The sequence below is a fragment of the Vibrio sp. SCSIO 43132 genome (genome assembly GCF_019904195.1).
GTDB classification, from domain to species: domain Bacteria; phylum Pseudomonadota; class Gammaproteobacteria; order Enterobacterales; family Vibrionaceae; genus Vibrio; species Vibrio nigripulchritudo.
Map to the genome: position 1 here is coordinate 48,361 of NZ_CP063199.1, position 22,709 is coordinate 71,069.

At 46.9% G+C, this 22,709-nt stretch carries 21 protein-coding genes; 10 read left to right on the top strand and 11 right to left on the bottom strand.

Features of this window, described 5'->3' with window-relative positions:
- The first annotated feature begins 4 nt into the window (after positions 1-4).
- From INR79_RS00240 to thiH, 4 genes are read left to right on the top strand one after another with little or no spacing between them, the layout of a single operon-like run.
- Positions 5-775 (top strand): HesA/MoeB/ThiF family protein, encoded by a 771-nt coding sequence (locus INR79_RS00240; RefSeq protein ID WP_223095489.1) that lies wholly within the window; start codon positions 5-7, stop codon positions 773-775.
- A complete protein-coding gene (gene thiS / locus INR79_RS00245; RefSeq protein WP_223095491.1) occupies positions 775-984 on the top strand; it encodes a sulfur carrier protein ThiS in 210 nt (69 codons plus the stop codon). Before INR79_RS00240 ends, thiS begins: the two co-directional genes overlap by 1 nt.
- Before the next feature lie 2 nt (positions 985-986).
- Positions 987-1,748 (top strand): thiazole synthase, encoded by a 762-nt coding sequence (locus INR79_RS00250; protein ID WP_223096926.1) that lies wholly within the window; start codon positions 987-989, stop codon positions 1,746-1,748.
- A gap of 3 nt (positions 1,749-1,751) precedes the next feature.
- Positions 1,752-2,864: a 2-iminoacetate synthase ThiH gene (gene thiH / locus INR79_RS00255; protein WP_004407689.1), complete on the top strand. Its 1,113-nt coding sequence runs from the start codon at positions 1,752-1,754 to the stop codon at positions 2,862-2,864.
- A 101-nt stretch (positions 2,865-2,965) separates the two neighbouring features.
- Here the strand turns inward: thiH and INR79_RS00260 are convergent, their stop codons facing one another.
- Positions 2,966-4,759: an aminopeptidase P family protein gene (locus INR79_RS00260; RefSeq protein WP_223095493.1), complete on the bottom strand. Its 1,794-nt coding sequence runs from the start codon at positions 4,757-4,759 to the stop codon at positions 2,966-2,968.
- Positions 4,760-4,909: 150 nt separating this feature from the next.
- Positions 4,910-5,878, bottom strand: coding sequence for a LysR family transcriptional regulator (locus INR79_RS00265; protein ID WP_022552131.1), 969 nt, complete (start codon positions 5,876-5,878; stop codon positions 4,910-4,912).
- Between the two features lie 102 nt (positions 5,879-5,980).
- On the opposite strand from INR79_RS00265, the gene INR79_RS00270 reads away from it, so the two are divergent.
- Entirely contained in the window at positions 5,981-7,177 is a 1,197-nt protein-coding gene (locus tag INR79_RS00270) for a multidrug effflux MFS transporter (RefSeq protein ID WP_223095495.1), read from the top strand.
- A 121-nt stretch (positions 7,178-7,298) separates the two neighbouring features.
- Complete coding sequence (locus tag INR79_RS00275) at positions 7,299-7,583, top strand: hypothetical protein (RefSeq protein WP_004407702.1); 285 nt, start codon at positions 7,299-7,301, stop codon at positions 7,581-7,583.
- A gap of 420 nt (positions 7,584-8,003) precedes the next feature.
- Here INR79_RS00275 and INR79_RS00280 read toward each other — a convergent pair whose 3' ends face one another.
- The 4 genes from INR79_RS00280 to INR79_RS00295 all read right to left on the bottom strand — a co-directional run bounded on the left by INR79_RS00280 (position 8,004) and on the right by INR79_RS00295 (position 10,430).
- On the bottom strand, positions 8,004-8,459 hold the full coding sequence (locus tag INR79_RS00280) for a DoxX family protein (protein WP_223095496.1): 456 nt from the start codon (positions 8,457-8,459) through the stop codon (positions 8,004-8,006).
- Entirely contained in the window at positions 8,456-9,235 is a 780-nt protein-coding gene (locus INR79_RS00285; protein WP_262415365.1) for a DNA-binding domain-containing protein, read from the bottom strand. The genes INR79_RS00280 and INR79_RS00285 overlap by 4 nt, the downstream gene beginning before the upstream one ends.
- Complete coding sequence (locus INR79_RS00290; RefSeq protein WP_223095497.1) at positions 9,216-10,064, bottom strand: DUF692 domain-containing protein; 849 nt, start codon at positions 10,062-10,064, stop codon at positions 9,216-9,218. The genes INR79_RS00285 and INR79_RS00290 overlap by 20 nt, the downstream gene beginning before the upstream one ends.
- 105 nt (positions 10,065-10,169) lie before the next feature.
- Positions 10,170-10,430 carry a DUF2282 domain-containing protein gene (locus INR79_RS00295; protein WP_004407718.1) on the bottom strand — a complete coding sequence of 87 codons (261 nt, stop codon included), beginning with the start codon at positions 10,428-10,430 and terminating at the stop codon, positions 10,170-10,172.
- A 275-nt stretch (positions 10,431-10,705) separates the two neighbouring features.
- Between INR79_RS00295 and uvrD the strand changes: the two genes are divergently transcribed.
- A complete protein-coding gene (gene uvrD / locus INR79_RS00300) occupies positions 10,706-12,877 on the top strand; it encodes a DNA helicase II (protein WP_223095498.1) in 2,172 nt (723 codons plus the stop codon).
- Between the two features lie 691 nt (positions 12,878-13,568).
- Here the strand turns inward: uvrD and ggt are convergent.
- The 4 genes from ggt to rarD form a co-directional block, all read right to left on the bottom strand.
- Positions 13,569-15,326 carry a gamma-glutamyltransferase gene (gene ggt / locus INR79_RS00305; RefSeq protein WP_223095499.1) on the bottom strand — a complete coding sequence of 586 codons (1,758 nt, stop codon included), beginning with the start codon at positions 15,324-15,326 and terminating at the stop codon, positions 13,569-13,571.
- A gap of 108 nt (positions 15,327-15,434) precedes the next feature.
- The gene (locus tag INR79_RS00310) at positions 15,435-16,076 is read right to left on the bottom strand and encodes a LysE family translocator (protein WP_004407725.1); all 642 of its coding nucleotides are present in this window, start codon (positions 16,074-16,076) and stop codon (positions 15,435-15,437) included.
- 66 nt (positions 16,077-16,142) lie between these two features.
- On the bottom strand, positions 16,143-16,943 hold the full coding sequence (locus INR79_RS00315; RefSeq protein ID WP_045966329.1) for a helix-turn-helix transcriptional regulator: 801 nt from the start codon (positions 16,941-16,943) through the stop codon (positions 16,143-16,145).
- 85 nt (positions 16,944-17,028) lie between these two features.
- Positions 17,029-17,922 (bottom strand): EamA family transporter RarD, encoded by an 894-nt coding sequence (rarD, locus tag INR79_RS00320; protein ID WP_223095500.1) that lies wholly within the window; start codon positions 17,920-17,922, stop codon positions 17,029-17,031.
- A gap of 151 nt (positions 17,923-18,073) precedes the next feature.
- Here rarD and recQ point away from each other — a divergent pair, with 151 nt between their 5' ends.
- The 3 genes from recQ to INR79_RS00335 all read left to right on the top strand — a co-directional run bounded on the left by recQ (position 18,074) and on the right by INR79_RS00335 (position 21,312).
- Complete coding sequence (gene recQ, locus INR79_RS00325) at positions 18,074-19,912, top strand: ATP-dependent DNA helicase RecQ (protein WP_223095501.1); 1,839 nt, start codon at positions 18,074-18,076, stop codon at positions 19,910-19,912.
- Entirely contained in the window at positions 19,905-20,216 is a 312-nt protein-coding gene (locus tag INR79_RS00330) for a DUF3630 family protein (protein ID WP_022590259.1), read from the top strand. Before recQ ends, INR79_RS00330 begins: the two co-directional genes overlap by 8 nt.
- A gap of 430 nt (positions 20,217-20,646) precedes the next feature.
- Positions 20,647-21,312 carry a 7-cyano-7-deazaguanine/7-aminomethyl-7-deazaguanine transporter gene (locus tag INR79_RS00335; RefSeq protein ID WP_022552122.1) on the top strand — a complete coding sequence of 222 codons (666 nt, stop codon included), beginning with the start codon at positions 20,647-20,649 and terminating at the stop codon, positions 21,310-21,312.
- 259 nt (positions 21,313-21,571) lie between these two features.
- Here the strand turns inward: INR79_RS00335 and INR79_RS00340 are convergent, their stop codons facing one another.
- Positions 21,572-22,681 carry a Gfo/Idh/MocA family protein gene (locus INR79_RS00340; RefSeq protein ID WP_223095502.1) on the bottom strand — a complete coding sequence of 370 codons (1,110 nt, stop codon included), beginning with the start codon at positions 22,679-22,681 and terminating at the stop codon, positions 21,572-21,574.
- Positions 22,682-22,709: the final 28 nt, after the last annotated feature.

Consider the following 22,709-nt stretch of genomic DNA (forward strand, 5'->3'; position numbering starts at 1 on the left):
AAGAGTGGCTTCGATTTCTGATTCAGAATTTCTCCGTTATCAAAGACAGATCGCTCTTCCTGAGATTGGTGATAGTGGGCAAAGTAAGCTGAAAAAAGCGCGATTGCTGGTCATTGGATGTGGCGGGCTTGGTTGTTCTGCAATACAGCATTTAGCCTGCTCCGGTGTCGGCAACCTTGTTGTCGCCGACGGAGACACGGTAGAAATTAGCAATCTTCCAAGACAGATTCTGTACACGGAAAACGAAGTAGGTCTAACAAAAGTAGAAGCGACGAAGAAAGCCATCGCGCGTCTCAACGCATCAACTAAAGTCAGAACCATAAACAAGCGGCTCGAGGGAAGCCAACTCGAACTGGAATGTATGATGGCTGACTTAGTTCTGGATTGCAGCGATAACTTTGAAACCAGGCAAGCAGTTAATCTGGCTTGCATGAAATCAAAAACACCGCTTATCTCCGGAGCCGCAATCGGGTGGGATGGTCAACTTTCTACGTTTTTGTATCAGGATTCACAGCCCTGTTACCACTGTCTATATCCTATCAATGAATCACAACCCGACATGCGCTGCTCTGATGCCGGTGTTGTTGGACCGGTTGTGGGAATCATTGGTACTCATCAAGCGCTTACTGCCATAAGAATTATTACAACAGGAAAAGCTGTGGAAAGCAGACTCACTTTGTTTGATGGACTGTCAATGCAGTTTCATCAGCTCAAAGTCGCCAAAGACCCGGCTTGCCCTGTTTGCAATACAAACTCAGATACTCAGGAAGAATAATGAGTACTTTTACAATTATATTTAATGGTGAGTCGGAAGAGGCTGATTCAAGCACGACACTGACCAAGTTGCTGGAAAGCAAAAACATTGAACTTAAAGGGATTGCTGCGGCAATCAACCAAGAAGTTCAGCCAAAAACAACGTGGGATCAAACCTTCCTAAGTGCAGGTGATGACGTCGTCGTTTTTAAAGCAATAGCAGGAGGTTAATGATGTTAACTATCGCAAACAAGACCTTCGAATCTCGGTTGTTTACGGGAACGGGTAAGTTTTCAAACAGTCGCGTTATGAGTGAGGCAATCATTGCATCGGGTTCTCAGCTTGCAACAATGGCACTTAAGCGCGTCGACTTGGACGCAAAAGACGATGACATTCTTTCGCCGTTGATTGAGCAAAACATCGGATTGTTACCTAATACCTCCGGTGCCAAAAATGCCAAGGAAGCCATCTTCGCAGCTCAGCTTGCTCGCGAGGCATTAGAGACAAATTGGTTGAAACTCGAGATACACCCCGATCCGAAATACCTGATGCCTGACCCGATTGAAACGTTAAAAGCAGCTGAAAAACTGGTTGAGCAAGGGTTTATCGTTCTGCCTTATTGCCACGCCGATCCTGTTTTGTGTAAGCATCTTGAAGAAGTAGGTTGTGCCGCCGTCATGCCGCTTGGTGCTCCAATCGGTTCCAATAAGGGGATTGCCTCACGCGACTTTCTGGAAATCATCATTGATCAGGCTAATGTTCCAGTGGTTGTCGACGCGGGGATTGGTGCCCCTTCTCATGCGGCAGAAGCCATGGAGCTAGGTGCCGATGCCGTGCTAGTTAATACCGGAATCGCAGCAGCGGCGGATCCAGTGCAAATGGCAAAAGCGTTTAAGTTGGCTGTAGAAAGTGGTCGTTTAGCCTATGAATCCGGTCTGGCGGGGCAGGTGAATCACGCGGTAGCCTCAAGCCCTCTGACATCGTTTCTGGGGTAGAACATGAACTTTTCAGATCAGTTTGAACAGATGAATTGGGACGAAATCCGCATGTCCATCTACAGTAAAACGGCTGAAGATGTAAAGCGGGCGATAGCCAAACCCAAGCGAGATCTAGAAGATTTTAAGGCACTGATTTCTCCTGCGGCGGAGCCGTATTTAGAGTTAATGGCGCAGCAATCTTACGCCCTGACGCGGAAACGCTTTGGTAATACGATTGGCTTTTATATCCCCCTTTATCTATCCAACCTTTGCGCGAACTCTTGTACCTATTGCGGCTTTACGATGGAAAACCGCATCAAGAGAAGAACCCTTGACGTTGAAGATATTCATTTGGAAATTGACGCGATCAAGAAAATGAATTTTGACTCTGTTCTTCTGGTGACTGGTGAACATGAAACAAAAGTGGGAATGAAGTATTTCCGCGAAGTGGTACCAGAGATTAAAAAGCGGTTTAGCTATCTTGCCATGGAAGTGCAGCCCCTTGACCAGGAATGCTACGCAGAGCTAAAAACGTTAGGCTTAGATGCGGTGATGGTCTATCAGGAAACTTATCATCCTTCTACCTATGGTCAGCACCACCTGAGAGGAAACAAAACAGATTTCAATTACCGACTCAACACGCCAGATCGACTTGCATCTGCTGGTATAGACAAGATTGGGCTGGGTGCGCTAATCGGTTTGGAAGAGTGGCGCACAGACTGCTTTTATGTTGCGGCTCACTTAAGTTACATGGAAAGGACTTATTGGAAAACGCGTTACTCCATTTCTTTCCCAAGGCTTCGACCTTGCGAAGGCGCTCTTCAGCCCAAATCGGTTATGTCTGACAAACAGTTAGTGCAACTGATTTGTGCTTATCGAATGCTTAACCCTGAAGTTGAACTGTCGCTTTCCACACGTGAATCTGAGTCATTTAGAGATAATGTTTTACCCTTGGGCGTGACCAGTCTGTCAGCCGCCTCTAAAACTCAACCGGGTGGGTATGCGAACGACGACGTAGAACTAGAGCAATTCGCGATCAGTGATGAGCGTTCTGCTGCGCAGGTGGCGCAAGCTGTGAAAAATCGCGGGTTTGAACCTGTTTGGAAGGATTGGCATCATGCTTATTCGGGATAGAGTTACTGGTTTAGACCAGTGAGTGTTTCACGTGAAACACACTATGAAGAAACAAAAATGCCGCTTTTTAAAGCGGCATTTTTATCTTTAGTGAAGCCAGATTAATTAGGGTAGGACAGTGGTGACGTTGCGTCTTTCAACCACTCTAAAGCATTACCGGAAACTAGCGGGCTAATTTCATCCCAAACTTTTTGGTGGTAATCATTCAGCCATTGAAGCTCAGGACGAGTCAGCAGATTAACGTCGATGTTTCGCTTATCGATAGGACAACGGGTTAAAGATTCAAACCCTAGCATGTTGGAGTCGCCTTGTGTTTCTACATCGACAACCAGCTCTAAGTTCTCAATACGAATACCAAACTCGTCAGCGCGGTAGTAACCCGGCTCATTAGAAAGCACCATGCCTTTTAGCAAGGCAACAGTGTTAACTGCAGGAGCAATTCTTTGCGGACCTTCATGAACACTTAAGAAATGTCCGACACCGTGACCAGTACCGTGGTCAAAGTTATAACCATTGGACCATAAGAATTGGCGAGCCAGAATATCCAGCTGATGACCAGTCGTACCGTGAGGGAACACTGCATTTGCAAGTGCAATGTGACCTTTCAGAACTAAAGTAAACTGCTGAATCATTTCATCTGTTGGTTTTCCAATGGCAACGGTACGAGTGATGTCTGTTGTGCCATCTGAATACTGACCGCCTGAATCGACAAGGTAAAGCGAGTTAGGCTCAAGCTTGCCAGGTTCTGGCTGATTTAAATGATTGTAATGACACATCGCGCCATTACCTGCTGATGCAGAAATAGTATCAAAGCTTAAATCCGCAAGAGTAGGGTCTACTTTTCTGAACTCGTGAAGCTTATCAGCCAGCACTGCTTCATCGTGGAAATGTTCGGCTTCTACTTCACCGTCCAACCAGGACAAGAAGTTCACCATAGCAGCGCCGTCGCGCAGGTGGCAGGCACGCATACCTTGAATTTCAGCGTCATTCTTTGCCGCTTTAGGTAGCAAGCATGGGTCATCACCGTTGATGACTTCTGCGCCTGAATTTTGAAGAGTGAGAGTGAACCAAGCATTGCTTGTTGCTGGGTCAACCAATACATTTTTGCCCGAAAGAGCCTGTAGTCGCGCTTCAAGCTCTTGTGGAGAATAGACGGTAACACCACTACCGACGTGCTCAGAAAATGCTTCAGGCAGTCGAGCTGGATCGATGAAGAACTCTACTTGTTCATTAGAGTGAATAATGGCATGCGAAAGAAGAACAGGAAGGCAAGATACGTCTAACCCGCGAATGTTCAGTAGCCAGCAGATGGAATCCAACTGGGTCAGTAACGCTGCGTCTGTTTTGCTCTCTTTGACAAGTTCTGCGATTTCAGTGCGTTTACTTTGACTGCTTTGTCCAACAAGGTCGATGCCCATCAAGCGAGCGTCTGTTACCGTTGGCTCCGGGCGATCATCCCAAAGCGCATCAACAGGGTTATGACTAACCAATACCAGTTCAAGCTGATCTTCGAGCTTATCCTGCGCTTTTTGCAGCCATGTGTGAGAATGCATTTTAGGATCAACAGCGAGTTTCGCTCCGCTTGGCAGGTTTTCAATTGCCCAGTCTAAAGCAGGCTCTTGAATCAGGTGGCGGTATTCGAACACTTCTGCAGGCGCTTGCTTGGTGACCTGAACGGTATAACGACCATCAACAAAAATTGCAGCTTTGTCGGCAGTAATAACTGCAGCACCTGCTGAGCCTGTGAACCCAGTCGCCCAAAGTAAACGCTCGTGATGAGCAGGCACGTATTCCCCTAAAAACTCATCTTCATGAGGAATGATCAGTGCGTCAACGTTGCTTTCTGCCAACCACTTACGCAGGGCTTCTACTCTTTCTTTAATCATGACATCCATCCGTAGGAATCCTTTTACCTGTTCTTATATTCGTTTTAATGACGAAATTGCGTACAAACTATCGCTTTTTGATCCGACAAGCAATGTATTCTGCGGTAAGAAGTGCTACCAAAATTGAGGAGTTTCAGGCGTCTCACAATATAGTCTTTCCTAATCACTCTTTGAGCCTGAATCCTTGCTGTTCAAATGAAGCGTGTTGGATTTAATAATCTGATGAAACCAACTTAATGCCGCGTCTTCACTTCTGTCTTTATGCCAGAACAGGGTGTAAGCCATAGGAGGTAACTCCGTTGGTAAAGGAAGTACCACCAGATCCAGATAGCTGGAAATGTACTGCGCGAAATGCATCGGGGCTGTAAAGACAAAATCGGTGTAAGTACACAAACTGGCTGCGCTGTTGAAATCCGGGACGTACAAAGCAATATCACGCTCTAACCCGATATCCGCCAGTTTGTAATCCAACAGCCAGCGATCGTTGCCGTCGCAACGTACCTGTACATGCCTTTCAGCCAGATACGCGTCCAAATCCCAGTGTCTGCTTAAAACGGGGTGATACTTTCGCACCAGACATACCTGCTGATCCCGATAAATTTCCTGAGTGTCGATGTCTGATGGCGGAAGGAGCGTCAACGCTGCATCGTTAATATCGATATCCTTGCCTGTAATACCAAAATCAATATCACCGGACTGTAGTAACTTGAACGTATCGTCTTTCCATGGATGAGTCGTGATTTTTATACCGGGTGACTGCTGAAACATACTGGGAAGAAAGTGAGGTAAGATAAGTGGGTACACACTTTCAACTAAGGCTATATGAAATCTACGTTTTGATGTCTTAGGGTCGAAAGTTTCAGGTTGCGTTATGGATTCCAGATGGTAGATCAACGCTTCCAGTTTGGGCTTTAGGAACAAGGCTCTTGGCGTGGGATTCAATCCATGGGCACTGCGATAAAAGAGAGGATCATCAAATTGGGTTCGCAGCTTAGCTAAAGACTTACTGACTGCAGACTGAGTCAGGCACAGCCGAGACGCAGTACGCGTGACGTTTCTTTCTTCGAGCAATACGTTAAGGCAAACCAGTAGGTTAAGGTCGATTCGACCCAATTGTTCAATGTTCATAAGAAATTCCCCATCGGAATATCTGAGATGAAAATAGACCATTTCTATTCATATTGCTTCAATAATAAACTGCCACCTCAGAAAACAAAAGTGACGGTAATTATGTCGACGATAAATCCAGAAAAAGTGTCCAGGCTCCAGTTCACCATGCTGATTATGCTGGTGCTATTCAGCCCCTTGGCTATAGATATCTACCTTCCAGCGTTGCCAACCATGGCACAGGCATTTCAGGTGGATAATGGGCTGGCTAAAGACACCATTACCTGGTTCTTGTTTGCTATGGGAGTCGGGCAGTTATTTGCTGGACCTATCGCCGACAGATACGGACGTCGAGCTGTTGCATTAGGAGGCATCGCGATCTATGGCTTGAGCGCTTATTTGGCGTGGGTCGCTCAGTCTATTGAATGGATGCTGATGGCTCGGCTGCTACAAGGCTTAGGTGCGTGTGCGACATCGGTAGCGGCTTTTGCAACAGTTCGCGATATGTTTGGACCCAAGAAAAGCGGACGTATGATCAGCTACCTTAATGGTGCTATCTGCTTTATCCCTGCTTTGGCTCCTATTCTTGGAAGCTGGCTGACGCAGCAGTTTGGGTGGCGAAGTAACTTTAGTTTTATGGCTGGCTTTGCAGTAATTGTCGGGCTTTGCCTACTGGTCAACTTCAAGGAAACCAATCCAGCCCGTTCTGAAGAGCCACTATTCAGACCTTCTCGTTACCTCAGCGTACTTAAACACCAAAGCTTCATTTTCCATTCGTCACTGTGCATGTTTGCTATGGCAGTGATATTGGCGTATGTCACGTCTGCCCCCGTGGTATTAATGGAAAATATGGGTATTTCCATGAATGCATTTACTTTCTGGTTTGGTATTAACGCCGTCTTCAATATTGTCTTTTGTATGGCGGCACCAAAGCTGATGGATGAATGGGGTACACACGGTACATTGGTATTTGGCGTATCCATGCTTCTAATCGGTGGCCTTGTGATGTTGGTCATGAAGTCATGGCAGACTCCAATTGGGTTTATGCTACCTATCTTTATGTCTTCTATTGGCTTTGCTTGTCTGATGGGGGCAGGAGCTGGTAAAGCGTTGGCACCATTTGGTGACAAAGCGGGTACTGCCGCAGCGTTACTTGGATTGATGCAGATGAGTGGCTCTGGCTTAATGGTCGGTATCATGCAGCGCTTACCACTTGAATCTGAGGTATTAATTGCTTTGCATATGTGGCTTTTAGCACCGGCACTGCTAATATTATTTAGCCGCAAAGGAAAAAACTGGCATACAGAAGCAGTGAATTAATTTCTATACAAATAAATGACGAATAATTGAAATTGATTGTTTTCCCAGCAGCAAAAGGGGTGTATATTTAGCTCCTCTTATATAATTATTCCGTTCTACCTATTTGGAAGATACATAATCAATGTCGATGACAACTTATGAGATGGCTCGTATTCTTGAGCAGTTAGAAGAGTCTCCAGAAAAAGTAATGTTTGGGAAGCTGCTAAATGAACTTGGTAACCAAAGCGAAGAACGTATTCGCAGTGCGGCTAAACAAGTACCCCTTCACATGCTAAGAGATATTGTTTATCAATTTCAGCAAGTCATAGAATCGCGTAAAAGCGAAAGCGTTCAGCAGCTCGCCGCTGAATTAGCTCAACAGGGAATATCCGCAGAAGAATTAAAAGAATTTCTTGCTAAGAAATAAATGAATTGTTCGAATTAAAAGCCAGCCAAAGTGCTGGCTTTTAATTTAATTAGTCACAGGAAAAGATAATTAAGAGATGAATATTAATTTCATTTCTTAATTTATTGGTGACAAATTCAGGTAATCGAAACTTTTAGAAAAAAAAGGCAGCCGTAGTCTGCTGCCGACGCCAATCACCGTTTTGAGGGGGAGTGATTGGCTAAATCCCTTTCTAACTAATTAAGGATATTTGCTCATATTGCTTTTGCACCGAGCCTTGGTGCATGACTGATAAACATCTGAGCAATTCGAATACATTACTAATATTGATATTAATAGAATCTTTAATCAGGTTTATAAAACATACAAACAAAAAAATGCCCCAAAAACTGGGGCAAATTGGTAGGTAGCTTACAGGTTGCTACTTTACTAAAGGGAGATTCAGTCGGTAAATTTCTTCTTCAGGATATAGTCTGCCGAGATCACACCAGCACCCCAAACCACATTCAACAGAATCATCAAGCCCCATAGCTGGTGGTCGTAGAAGCCTTTTTCCCAAAGCAGGGGATACGAAACCACGGCAATGATGTTAAACATGAACAAAGCTGCTGCCATAGGGCGGGTAAACAACCCTAATGCGAGAAAGACAGGTAGAATCAACTCTGCGGCAGTACCTGTATACGCAGCCAACTCCCAGGGAAGTAAAGGAACCACATACTCAAACTCGAACAGATAAAGAGTACTGTCCCAAGAGGCAATTTTGGTTAGCCCTGAATTGAAAAATACCCAGGCGACCCAAAGTCGGCAGAATAAAAGCAGTAAAGGGATAAACCCTGCCTGGAGCTTTTCTACGATACCGTCGTAGGCGTCGATGATATTTCTGACTGCTGAACTCATAACTCTTCCTCTAATTGTTGTTCTTTTAAGCTAAACCCATCGATATAACCTGAAGCCATCAATGTGTTCAGATGTCCTAATAATTCCGGTTCAATTTCTGCTAGTGCTAACCCCATCGAACAGGCGTTAATCAGAGCCCATACTTCTTGGGCTACTGGGTCCAGATGGAGCTGACGGTTTATGTCTAACCAGACAACTCCCTGCTCTGGTACGTTAAGTTCTAAGCCTTCAAACTCTTCTTTTTCCAAGGCTTCCCATAACGAAAAAATGGCAAAGGCACTCTGAATGTTTTGTACCTGAGGCGCGAGATGAAACACCAATGCAGGTTGTTGTGTTTCTGTTACCTCTGCCAAAGCTTCCATTGGGAAATAATTGGTCTCTTGAGTGGAAGACAACCTGTATTCACTGGTGTCTATTTTCCATTCCAGATCTGCCATATCGGATAGATAAGGCACAGCAGCTATCACCTGATCAAACTGGCGGATAGTGTCGCCAAACCCCTCACCATAACCGGATACATCCCCTTCTGTGAGTGGCTGCGTTAAAACGTGCTGTCGAGCCATCTGGTGGAAACACTCTTCTCCAACCAATGCCAACACTTTCGGATAGGTCACTTCCAGCACTTCACAAAGGCTCATGACGAAGTTATTGCGGTAGATCTGCATGCGCTCATCAGCGGTAAATACATCCGAGACCACTTCGCACGACTCCCCTGTGGCTTTGTAGTGCAGCGCTTGGGCAAACTGAGACTGCAATTTAGCGAGAGGCAGTGACATGGTTGTCTCCTTGCGCCTGAAGCAGGTAATGGCTGGCTTTACTTGCTTCCTGCAGCAAAACTTGTGGCTCAGGAATTTCCAGATCCCATTCAATCAGGGTATGCCTGTCACCGTGTTGAGCAACCCAGTTGGAAAATAGCGACCACACTTCATCGCTTACCGGGCGGCTATGGGTATCGATCCAGATTTCACCTTTGTCGAGCTGTTTAATGGTGAAGCCTGCCAAATGAATCTCATCCACCGTGTCTGCATCTATCCCCGCCAGATACTCATCAGTACTGAAACCATGATTGAATGCACTGACGTGGATGTTATTGAAATCAAGCAACAGGCGACAATCCGTTCTTTTCTGAACTTCCGCGAGAAACACCCACTCATCAATTGTTGAGTGAGAAAACTTCACATAGCTGCTTGGGTTTTCAATCAGCATGGGTCTTTTCAAATGATCCTGAACCTGTATTACGTTTTGGCAGAAAACATCCAGCGCTTCTTCGGTATAGGGCAGTGGCAATAAATCATTGTAGTAATGCCCGCCGTTTTCACTCCAGCTCAGGTGATCCGAAATCAGAATAGGGTTGATGTCGTCGATTAACCGCTTAAGACGAACGAGATGCTCGTGATTGACACCACCCACAGACCCCAACGACAATCCGATACCGTGGCAACTGATGTCGTAATTCTCGGCGATCTGATTAAGCTGCTTGCGCTGCAAAGAGTTGGGTAGAAAGTAGTTTTCGCTATGGATTTCCAACCAGCTTAGCCCTGTGGCTTCGGTGGTAAAAAAATCCAGATGAGGTGTTCTTAAACCAACGCCGACTTTGCTGTGCATGTGTGTCTCCCTGAATGGATGTTTCCAAGCCTCTTTCACAAAGCCACTCATAAATAAGGGCGACAAGCGCAGCCTATCGCCCTGGAATGGCTAAGAGGAAAAGGCTTAAGAAGAAGTGTTGCTTCCGCCCGCCAGACGGTCACACAAACCTTTTGGTACTACGATGAATGCGTCTTTCTGGAAATCTTCTTTAGACGTGCCTGCACAAGAACTTGTCTTAGTTGCACAGTCGTTTTTCCCTGCTTTCGCCACGCCATAGCATTTCTCTTTTTCTGCTGCGACCGCAGAAGTAGCAGTTAGCGTAGTACCAGCAATTGCAAGAAGACCCGTAACCGCAGCAGTAACAGCAAGATTAGACTTTTTCATATTTAAATCCTCGAACTTGATCCTTAGTTTCTTTAATAAAGACAACCCGTTTCGCGATGGACAAGCGTTTATCAGGTTGCTTATTGAATAAGATTAGAAATGAACGCCAAATCTTTCACAAAAAAGCCGATTTTTTTTCACATTTTTTTCTTAACGTCTGTAACTGGTTGATTTATAGCTGGTTAAAAAGTGGCTTTAAATTGTTAAATCGCCCTTATTCTTGCGAGGAATTCGGTTATAATGTCCAGTTATGTATAAATACACAGTAGAAAACGATGGACGCTTCCTTATTACTTGATGGCTTGAATGACAAACAGCGTGAAGCCGTAGCGGCGCCGCTTGAGAATATGTTGGTGCTGGCTGGAGCGGGCAGTGGTAAAACCCGGGTACTGGTACACCGCATCGCGTGGCTTATGGCTGTCGAGCAAGCATCGCCGTTTTCTATTATGTCGGTTACCTTTACCAATAAAGCCGCGGCGGAAATGCGCGGTCGTATCGAAGAGCTGATGATGGGCAGTGCATCAGGGATGTGGAACGGTACTTTCCATGGTATCTGCCACCGCATTCTTCGAGCACATTATCTGGACGCCAGATTGCCGGAAGACTTTCAGATCCTTGATTCTGAAGACCAGCAGCGTTTGTTGCGTCGTCTGATCAAAGCGCTCAATCTGGACGAAAAGCAATGGCCTGCAAGGCAAGCGGCTTGGTGGATTAATGGAAAGAAAGATGAAGGCTTGCGTCCGAGCCACATCGACTGCTATCAGGATCCGGTAACCAAGACCTATCTGCAAATTTATACCGCTTATCAAGAAGCCTGTGATCGTGCCGGGTTGGTGGACTTTGCTGAAATTCTTCTGCGAGCACACGAGCTGCTACGTGAAAAACAGCATATCCGTGAACACTATCAGGCACGCTTCAAACACATTCTGGTTGATGAGTTTCAGGACACCAACAACATTCAGTATGCATGGCTGAGAATGATGGCGGGTCCCGATGCGCGAGTAATGATAGTCGGCGACGACGATCAGTCGATCTACGGCTGGCGCGGAGCAAAAGTTGAGAACATTCAACGCTTTTTGAATGAGTTTCTTGAAGCCAAAACCATCCGCCTTGAGCAAAACTACCGTTCGACCAAAACCATCCTATCGGCCGCAAACGAACTGATCGCCAATAATACCGAGCGTATGGGTAAAGAGCTGTGGACCGAAGGGAACGAAGGTGAACCCATCTCGGTTTATTCGGCTTACAACGAGCTGGACGAAGCCCGTTTTACCGTCAGTAAGATCAAAGAGTGGCATGAGAAAGGCGGAGCACTGAATGACTCTGCCATGCTGTACCGAAACAACGCCCAGTCTCGTGTGCTTGAAGAAGCATTGATTCAGGCGGGGCTGCCATATCGAATCTACGGCGGCATGCGATTCTTCGAGCGTCAGGAAATCAAAGATGCGCTCTGTTACCTAAGGTTAATGTCCAATCGCAATGATGACGCGGCATTTGAACGAATCGTGAATACGCCAACCCGTGGAATGGGCGACAAAACGTTAGAAACCATTCGCTTTGCGGCGCGTGATCGCGGCGCCACTTTATGGCAAGCATCGCAAGCTCTGTTAGAAGAGAAAGTTCTGGCGGGTCGTGCCGCTGGTGCGCTGAGTCGGTTTATTGAACTCATCAATGCGTTGGAAGACGACACCTTTGAAATGCCACTACACCACCAAACCGACCATGTGATTAAACACTCTGGTCTGTTTGCGATGTACGAACAGGAGAAAGGCGAAAAGTCCAAGGCGCGAATTGAAAACCTGGAAGAGCTGGTTACCGCGACCCGACAATTTGAAAAACCAGAAGAAGCGGAAGAACTTTCCGAACTGACGGCATTTCTGACTCATGCAGCCTTAGAAGCAGGGGAAGGGCAGGCAGACGAATTCGACGATGCCGTTCAGCTGATGACGCTGCACAGCGCGAAAGGCCTCGAGTTTCCACTGGTCTTTATGGTGGGGGTTGAAGAAGGAATGTTCCCAAGCATGATGTCGGCGGAAGAAGCGGGCAGGCTCGAAGAAGAGCGGCGTCTTTGCTACGTAGGCATGACGCGTGCCATGGAGAAACTCTACATCACTTATGCAGAGATGCGCCGCCTCTACGGTCAGGACAAATACCATAAGCCATCTCGTTTTATCCGCGAGTTGCCAGAAGGATGTCTGGATGAAGTGCGGATGAAAGCTCAGGTCAGTCGCCCAGCAAGTTCGGGACGTTTTAGCCAGCAAGTGGTGAAAGAAAACTTTAACGAAACAGGCTTTTCTTTGGGAGCACGAGTAATGCATCCTAAATTCGGAGAAGGCACCATCATCAATTTTGAGGGCAGCGGTCCACAAAGTCGGGTTCAGGTTGCATTCAATGGCGAAGGGATCAAATGGCTGGTAACGTCATTTGCCAAGTTAGAAAAGCTCTAACCGACATCAGTTAGTTTCTTAAGCCCGCAAAAGCGGGCTTTTTAGTATCTACAGAACGGTTTGAATAGATAAAGAAAAACCCCGAGGGCAAAGCCCGTCGGGGTTATAATCTTACTCGCAGCAATCCGGCTACTAATGTTGCTCCATGCATCAAATCCTTGATAGCAGCGCTGTGTCCTTCAGCACAATCCTTTTCATCGCCATCCTAGCGGTGTCCAATGATCTTATCCTGATCTGCTAACAATCCTCGTTAGCGCACTCACTTGTTCCTTGAGCGGTGTCCCTTTCATCGTCCTGATGCCAGTTCCATTCCTCATCCTAGAGGTGTCCATTGCCTTCCTTGCCGTTATCATCCTAATAACGATTGAGTCTGTTCAATGTCCTTTTTTGCTCCGTGCTGGTCACTCGTCCTGAATAACCGAATCTTCATCCTGAAGATAACCAAATCCTTGGCTGTTTCCTGTTCCGTGTCAGCATCCTTCCGACAGGGTTCATATTAAGAGAATGCGGATTTTACTCAATAGACCGAGCAAATATTTCTTTGTTTAAATGATGAGCAATTGTATTTAAGTTTATATTTTTCAATTGGTTAGTATTTATGGTGTGCTTTATTGATAGAAAGGAAACCGCGTTAACTTACGCCCTTGTGAGAGATCTCTTACAAGGGCATAGGTACAACGTCTGAAATGTGCTACTTGCCGATTGCAGCACCTTCACGACGAGGGTCAGCTGCGCCTTCCAATCCGTCTTTGGTAATGCGAATTGCGTGCAAGCCCGAGTTCAAATCCCGGACATTGACTTTGTAGCCCATGCTCTCAAGAGCAGGTTTGAATGACTCCGCGCTGGTGCCTTTCTCTACATCCAACGTTCCGAAGCGGTTAACCAAATGAGGTTGGTTTATCGCCTGCTGAATATCCATACCCCACTGAGTATGAGCGATGATGGATTGCGCGACATAACCAATGATGCGGCTGCCACCTGGCGAGCCTATTGCCATGTAAGGTTTGCCGTTTTCCATAACAATGGTTGGCGACATCGAAGAACGAGGACGTTTACCCGGCTCCAGACGGTTGGCAATCGGAAATCCGTCCTTGTGAGTTCGGAAAGAGAAGTCTGTCAGCTCATTGTTCAGCAGGAAGCCTCTAACCATTAAGCGAGAGCCAAAGGCATTCTCAATAGTGGTTGTGATAGAAACGACGTTGCCTTCTTTATCGACGACGTTGAAATGGCTGGTGGATGGAAGCTCAATCGACTCATCGTTTGCCAGACGCATTGCATGGTTCCAGGGTGGCGAACCTGCACTGACGTTTTCCAACACTTTATCTGGCGTAATGAGTTTTGCACGTTCAGCAAGATAACCAGAATCCAGTAAGCCTTGAGTTGGCATAGGTACGTAGTCGCTGTCTGCCATGTATCGCCCGCGATCCGCAAAAGCCAGTCTGGACGCTTCGGAAATGATTTGCCAGCTGGTTGGGTTGTCTGCCCCAAGCTTTTTCAGATCGAATTTCTCGGTGAGCGATAGGATCTGCCCAACGGTTAAAGCGCCAGAGCTGGGAGGACCCATTCCGCAAACGTCATAAGACTGGTAGGCGGTACATACAGGGGCGCGCTCTTTGGTGCGATAGTTTGAGAAGTCCTGCAGGTCCAGTACTCCTGGATTGCTCGGAGCATTTTGAACGGTTTCGACAATGTCTTTTGCTATGTCACCTGAATAAAAGGCATTAGCCCCTTTTTCCGCCACTTGGGTGAGCGTATTGGCATATTCGGGGTTTTTCAGAAGGGTGCCTTCTGCTTTCGGTGAACCATCAGCATTGAAAAAATACGACTTGGTTGTGGCGAAACGGCTTAAACGTTCCTTGTCTTTTTCGATTAACCCCGCCAATCGAGGGCTGATAACAAAGCCTTTGTTGGCAAGGTCTATCGCAGGTTGTACGACTTGTTTCCATGGCAACTTACCGTATTGCTGATGAGTATCCCAAAGTAGCTTAACGGTTCCCGGTGTTCCAACGGATCGACCACCGACGACTGCGTCATAAAATTTCATCGGTTTGCCATCGGCATCCTGAAATAGGGTAGGTGTGGCTGCCAAAGGTGCCGTTTCACGACCATCAACCGTGGTTAGGCGGTTTTTCTTGGCATCCCAGTACACCAGAAATGCGCCACCACCAATACCAGAGGACTGCGGCTCGACTAAACCCAGCATGAGCTGAACGGTAACCATGGCATCAATGGCATTCCCACCAGCGGCGAGAATGTCTGCCCCAGCTTGAGTCGCCAGCGGGTTCGCTGCCGTTACCATCCAGTCTTTTGCATGGGTGAGTGTTTTGGTTTCTATTCCTGTGCTTGCTTCTGGTGCTACCCCATCAGCAGCCTGATTTGCATAGCCAAATGAACTGACAAGCAGAAGTGAGCACGAGGTCATTTGTGTGAGTGTTGTTTTCCATGACATAAGCTTCTCCTTTTGTGGAGATTCCAGCCTGTCAGGACAACGGAACGCGGTCTACATTATTTCGGTTGTTTTGTAAGCAATGTACCAGATTTGTTACGTCAGAAAGCCTTACGCAACCTGATACAAAATACTGATACCTATCCCAGTAAAAACCAAGCCACACAGAGCGTCAATGTACAGTGCCGCCTGTTTCAATTTTGCCTGAAAGCGCTGTGCCGACAGCACCCAAGCCAATAAGGAGAACCAAAAGAAGGAGAGCCCCCAAAGGATCAGTAAAGCGAAGCCTTTCCCCGTGAGAGACATGGAAGCGGGCACTAGCGAAGACATCAGGCTAACAAAAAACACCAGTGCTTTCGGGTTGAGAATATTGGTAATAAAACCCCGGACAAAAGCTTGCTTGCGGTTAGCCAGAATCAGGCTGGTTTCTGTGTCATCTGAAGGCTGATGGCTTTTGAAGCTGAAAATGACATACCGCAGTGCGCCTATTCCCAGATACAACAGGTAGCTCCCGCCAGCGAGTTGCAACAACCGGAAAACGTTAGGGTGCTGATGAACCAGATAACTTACGCCAGTTAAACTGAAAACAGAATGCAGAAGTATACCCACCGATAGCCCCAAAGCGATGTAGATACCGGTTTGGCGACCGTGGCGACTGGCGTTCTGGACAACCAGAGCAAAATCAGGGCCAGGGCTCAACAGTGCGATGAAATGAACAGTGGCAAGTGTCAGTAATAGAGTCAGTTCGTTCATGATCTTAGAGAGATTAAAGAAGACATACTGGCATTGTGTCGAACCTCAACGAGTACGTCTTGTAAATTAGTGACAGTTGATTTGCCCGGGCGTTGCCCCGTAGGTGGTTTTAAACGCTTTAACGAAATGGGCTTGGTCATAGAACCCCACCCGCAGTGCGACGTTTACGCTGTTGACGCCATGAAGGAGCAGGCTGAGTGCATGTTCCATTCTTAGACGAGTCAGCCACGCATAAGGCGTGATGCCCATTCGAGCTTTAAAATGGCGTTGAAACTGAGAGGGTGTTAACTGGCACATATCTGCCAATGCATTGAGGCGTATGGGCTGATCAAGGTTCTCCATCAGGTATTCTCTTAACACCTGTATGGTGGTTTTCCCAAGCGGCTGGGCGATGTTCGGTTTGATCGTGCCATATTGATCAAGCATCTGTTCGAAGCTCTCAAAAGGCAGGCAGTCTTGAGCCAACTGACTGATCTGAGTGTGCATAAGCTGTGAGTGCAGATAGGAAAGCTGGTGGAAAAGTGTCGGATCATCAATGATCAACTGAGTAAAGTGTGCAGTTGTCTGTTTATTGCTCAGATCCAGTTGATCAGTAAACCATTCAGGTCTGATCGAGAATACCTTTACCTGATAGCCGGATTTCAGTTCGGAGTGTCCGTCATGTAGCTCATCCGGCGGCATCACTATGATTTGCCCCTGACCGACCTTATGACTACTTCCTGAATGATGGAATTTCTGCACACCGCGCTGAATCAGCCCGATATGAAAATCGAGGTGATAGTGGCGTGAAAACGCAAACTTTTGGTAGTCGGCATCAATTAACTGGATGCCAGATTGCTCTGAAAGGTGGTACTTAACGCTGTCCATGCTTACTTATGTTAGATACAAAAAAAAATTGGCTATGACGACTAAATCATAACCAACTTCTCTGTGTCTTGTAAAAAATTGACAATCAGCGTGATTTCTTACTGTTTCTGATGCCGTCGATACTGAACACCAGCAAGGCTCCCCAGATAAACCCAAAGGTGACCGCTTTATCGAGGGTAAATGCTTCGCCGTACACCAGAACAGCCAGTAAGAACATCAGGCTAGGACCGATGTACTGGAAGAACCCCAGAGTAGAAAGCTTGATGCGAGTAGCTGCGCCTGTAAAACAAAGCAGAGGCAGCGTGGTTACAATCCCGGCAGCAAAAAGCAGGAGGTTAAGACTCAGGCTGTTGTTGCTCATGTCAGAAGTCGCACTGCTTGCTATAAAGAATACGTAGATTGCAGCAGCGGGCAGCATAACGAGCGTTTCGATAAACAGCCCCGTTTGCGCATCCATGTTGATTTTCTTGCGCAGCAGCCCATAAAACCCAAAGCTGAAAGCGAGGGCTATTGCGACAATAGGAACAGAGCCAAATACCACCAACTGAACCAGCACACCAATGGCGGCAAGAAAAACAGCGAGCCATTGCAGTTTTCTTAGCCTTTCTCCAAGGAACATCATTCCCAATAACACGTTGAGTAACGGATTGATGTAATACCCGAGACTGGCATCCAGCATGTGATCCGCATTGACCGCCCAGATGAATATCAACCAGTTAATACCCACCAATAATCCGGTGACAGCCAGAAGCCCAAATGTTTTAGGACGCTTGAATACAGAGACTACTGAGTGCCAATGCCTGCCTGCTTGCAGGAGAATAGCCAGAAATACAAAAGACCATATTACCCGGTGGCTGAGTATCTCTAATGCAGGGACTTGTTCTAAGGCTTTAAAGTAGATGGGTGCTATGCCCCACATGGTGTACGCGGACACCGCAAAAATTACACCTTGGCGCGATCTTTGTTGTTCGTCTGTCATTGTTATTTATCGCTTGAGGTAACAGAAAGTTACATTTGTGAAGGAGCCGCCAGTATATCTTCTCGCCCGTTAATTTGCAGTTTAATTAACAGGGAAAGCACTCTACAATATCCGGCTTTGCATCTTGCTATATTGTCCTTCAGAGAATCGAATGTCCGACTCCGCTACAGTTCAGCCTGCCGAGCCCAAAATTGATGATGCCGTCAAGGTATTGAATGAGGTCTTTGGCTACCAGTCTTTCCGAGTCGGTCAGGAAGAGGTGATTCAGTCTTCATTAGAAGGCAAAGACAGCTTAGTCATCATGCCTACGGGTGGTGGTAAGTCGCTTTGTTATCAGATTCCTGCTCTGGTCAAAGAAGGCGTGACCCTTGTGGTTTCCCCTCTGATTTCTCTGATGAAAGATCAGGTCGACCAGCTAAAAGCCAATGGCGTTGCCGCTGAGTGCATCAATTCCACCATGGAACGTGATGAACTGATCAAAGTCTACAATCGCATGAATGCCGGTCAGTTGAAGTTGGTTTATGTTTCGCCAGAGCGCGTATTGACCCGTGACTTCATGGAAAGGCTTGAACACCTCAGGTTATCGATGATCGCAGTGGATGAGGCGCATTGTATCTCCCAGTGGGGTCATGACTTTCGTCGTGAATACGCCGCGCTAGGTGAACTGAAACAGCGCTTTCCTTATGCGCCCATCATGGCACTTACGGCGACTGCCGATGAAGCGACGCGAAAAGACATTATCTCCCGTCTTCACCTTGAAGAGCCTCTTGAATACTTAGGCAGCTTTGACCGCCCGAATATCCGCTATAACCTGGTGGAAAAACACAAACCGGTTTCTCAGGTCATTCGCTTCCTTGCTACTCAGCAAGGGCAGTGTGGCGTTATCTACTGCGGCAGCCGCAAGAAAGTAGAAATGCTGACGGAAAAGTTGTGCAACAATCACATTCGTGCCGCAGGTTACCATGCAGGTATGGATGCGGATGAGCGCGCCTACGTACAAGATGCATTCCAAAAAGACGACATTCAGGTCGTGGTGGCAACCGTGGCATTCGGAATGGGTATCAATAAACCCAACGTTCGCTTCGTTCTGCACTTCGATATTCCGCGAAACATCGAATCCTATTATCAGGAAACCGGCAGAGCAGGGCGCGATGGTTTACCTGCTGAAGCCATGATGCTTTACGACCCAGCTGACATTAGCTGGCTGCGCCGAATGTTGGATGAAAAAGACGACGGGCCGCAAAAGCAGGTCGAAGCCCATAAACTCAATGCCATGAGTGCATTTGCTGAAGCGCAGACCTGTCGTCGCCAGGTATTGCTGAACTACTTCGGTGAGTACAGCGAGAAGCCTTGCGGTAACTGTGATATCTGCCTTGATCCCCCCAAACACTTTGATGGAATGGAAGCGGCGCAAAAAGCGTTGTCTTGCGTCTACCGAGTCAATCAAAGCTTCGGCATGGGCTACGTGGTGGAAGTCCTTCGCGGAATGCAGAACATCCGAGTGCGAGAAAATGGTCACGACAAGCTGTCAACCTATGGCATTGGGCGCGAACACAGCCACGATTACTGGGTGAGCATCATTCGTCAGCTTATTCATAAAGGGCTGCTAACCCAAAACATCACGCGAAATTCAACCTTGCAGCTCACCGAGGAAGCGCGTCCGGTATTGCGTAGTGAACAGCCGCTGGAACTGGCGGTTCCGAGGTTAGATACGGCGGCGAAAAGCGCCAAGTCCGACAAGCTTATCAACAAACACTACGACAAAAAGCTGTTTGCCAAGTTACGTAAACTTCGCAAATCCATTGCGGATGAAGACGGCTTACCTCCTTACGTGGTGTTCAGTGATGCCACACTTATTGATATGGCGGACATCTTACCCACGTCTTATGGCGAGATGCTGGCGGTGAATGGAGTCGGACAGCGCAAGCTGGAGAAATACGCCGATCCATTTCTCGATTTAATTCAGGAGCACATTACCCACAATGGCTGATTACGGACTGATGGAATACCAAAGGGAAGAGGGGCGCATCATTCTGACCACGCCTCGGTTTGATTATGACAGCTTCCCAGAACTGGGTGACAAGCTGGTGAAAACCTTATCTGCTTCCGTGGTTGAAAAGCAATGGGACGCAGACATTCACTCATGGCTGATAGACTTTGAAGGCTGCCAATTGTTCCTGAAATCGGAGCATTACAGCGAATCGGTTTGGTTAGAAGTGTTGAATAAAGATGAAAACCGAGAAGAGCTGGACTACCTTGCCGGGCTTTTTGAAACAGGCTTCGACGCCATCTGACCTCCCATTCACTCTCTTCCTTCCAACCTGTTGTTTCACATGAAACATCTATATAGGTGGGTTCTGTCAATTTTCTATCAGGCTAAACGATTGCCTAAAAAACGTCCTGTTGCACCATCATTAGAATGGCGTATAATCCACGACCCTGAACACTGATGAGGCATTGCCTTCCTTAAGGTATTTTGCAGATTCAGATTAATACCAATCACAGTAAGTAGGTGTTCAGAGATAGCGCAGGAAAAACGCTTGAGAACAAGGCAAAAAATTTCGATAAGTAGCTATTCTACAATCAAATTTTTTAACGTAGTTATCGAGTGTTTTAACAAGCTAGAATGAGCAATTACTTACTACGATTGGTATAACATTGGTTATGAAGCGAGTGCTTCAATTTGGGTTCCCTCGCCCCCAAATAAAACGAAAAAGGTACAGTATGAGTCACTTTACTCCTGCGCAGCAGCGCAACGCCCTTTCTTTTTTGGTTCTGTTCCACCTAATTATCATTGCATCCAGCAACTATTTGGTTCAGTTGCCGTTCACCATTTTTGGTTTTCATACCACTTGGGGCGCATTCACATTTCCGTTCATCTTTCTTGCCACTGATTTAACTGTTCGCATCTTTGGGGCGGCGATGGCACGTAAAATCATCTTCTACGTAATGTTGCCTGCATTAGCGGTCTCTTACGTGTTGTCGGTTTTATTTTTTGAAGGTCAATTCCAGGGCTTTGGTCAGCTTTCAGAGTTCAACCTGTTTGTGGCGAGAATTGCGATTGCCAGCTTTATGGCGTACTTACTGGGTCAGATTTTGGATGTGCACGTGTTCAACCGTCTGCGCCAGTTGAAAGCATGGTGGGTTGCACCGACATGTTCCACTTTGATCGGTAATGCTCTCGACACGCTAGCGTTTTTCTCCATTGCTTTTTACCAAAGCACAGATGCGTTTATGGCAGAGCACTGGACGGAAATCGCGCTAGTGGATTATGGCTTCAAACTGGTGATCAGTTTGGGTCTGTTTGTGCCTATGTACGGCGTGTTACTTAACTATCTGGTGAAAAAGCTCACTTTGGCAAAACCGGATTTAAAAGCACAGCAAGCGTAAACAAAATAGAAGAGGAGCCGAGAGGCTCCTTTTTTGTATCGATGAGATGAACGACTAACAACTTATGTTCAGCTAATTAGGATTTTCAAATCTCAATATCCGATAGCCTTTGTCTTTTGTTCTTATGTGAACTCAATAGGCAGGAATATCGATGATTGAGCTACTAGTTATTCTCCTTGCTATTCACTTTCTAAGGCGTGAATTGGGCTGTCTGCTATTTCTGATCGCTGTTTTGTGGTGGTTTGGCAGTTAACCCAACCTAAAAAGACCAGCCATCATCCAGAATATGGATGACTTGTCCCTGTTCAATAGAAGCTTGTGCTGCTAAACCAATCACTACGGCTTTCAGCCCGTCTTCCACAGTGACTTCAACCTTTGTGCCTTCAGTGATGGCTTTATGAAATTTCTGATGCTGGTAGAAGGTCGAGCCATTGTGATCGCCTGCTTCTAAAAGCTCTGGGTCAACGGGGATATCCATCTCAACAGGTCCGGTCGGGTTTCTGGGTGAGAGGACGACCTTTGGTGTGGGTGGCTCGCCCAATTCGGTATTCCAGAACCGGGTAGGACCGGGCACAAATGCTTCGACTTTACCTGAACTGCCAACAACAGAGATTTCTTCCTGATACCGTGACCCTTCGGCAAACATACACAGCTCCAGCATAGCGCGTTGCCCATTAGCAAAGTCGACCACTACATACGCATTATCAAGAATATCAGGGGCTTCACCTTGGTAGCGCTCCTCGACATGATTGGTGTGCTGGCTGCCAGAGGCGTAAACACGTACCGCTTCACTTTGGGTTTGCAGTCGCATTAAATCGAAGAAGTGACAACACTTTTCAACCAGTGTCCCGCCGGTATTGCGATTGAAGCGGTTCCAGTCACCGACTTTTTCCAGAAATGGGAAACGATGTTCCCGAATGCTGAGCTGGCTAATTTTCCCCGTACTGTTCTCTTTAACCAGATCGAGCAGCTTGGTGATAGGTGGCATATAGCGATATTCCATCGCCACCCAAACGGGAGCCGGGTGATGCTGAGCGGATTTTCGAATGCGATCGGCATCGTCCAGAGAAGTAATGACCGGTTTCTCGATCAGAATAGGTAAGGCGGTGCTTTTGATCACTTGCACCAGTTGGTCAGCATGACAATGGTTCGGGCTGGCAATAAGTATCGCGTCGAGGTCTTTGCGATTCAGCAGGTTTTCGATACTGGATTCAAATTCAATGCTGGCGTCGAGCTGATGAATCTTATCTCTCATACCCCCGTCGGGTTCATATACCGCGGTTATCGATGCATCGGGCAGCAACTGAATATTACGGATGTGCTCCTGTCCCATCATGCCACATCCTATGATGGCGTACCGAATTGCCATGTCATCTCCTTATGATTATCTGTCCCCT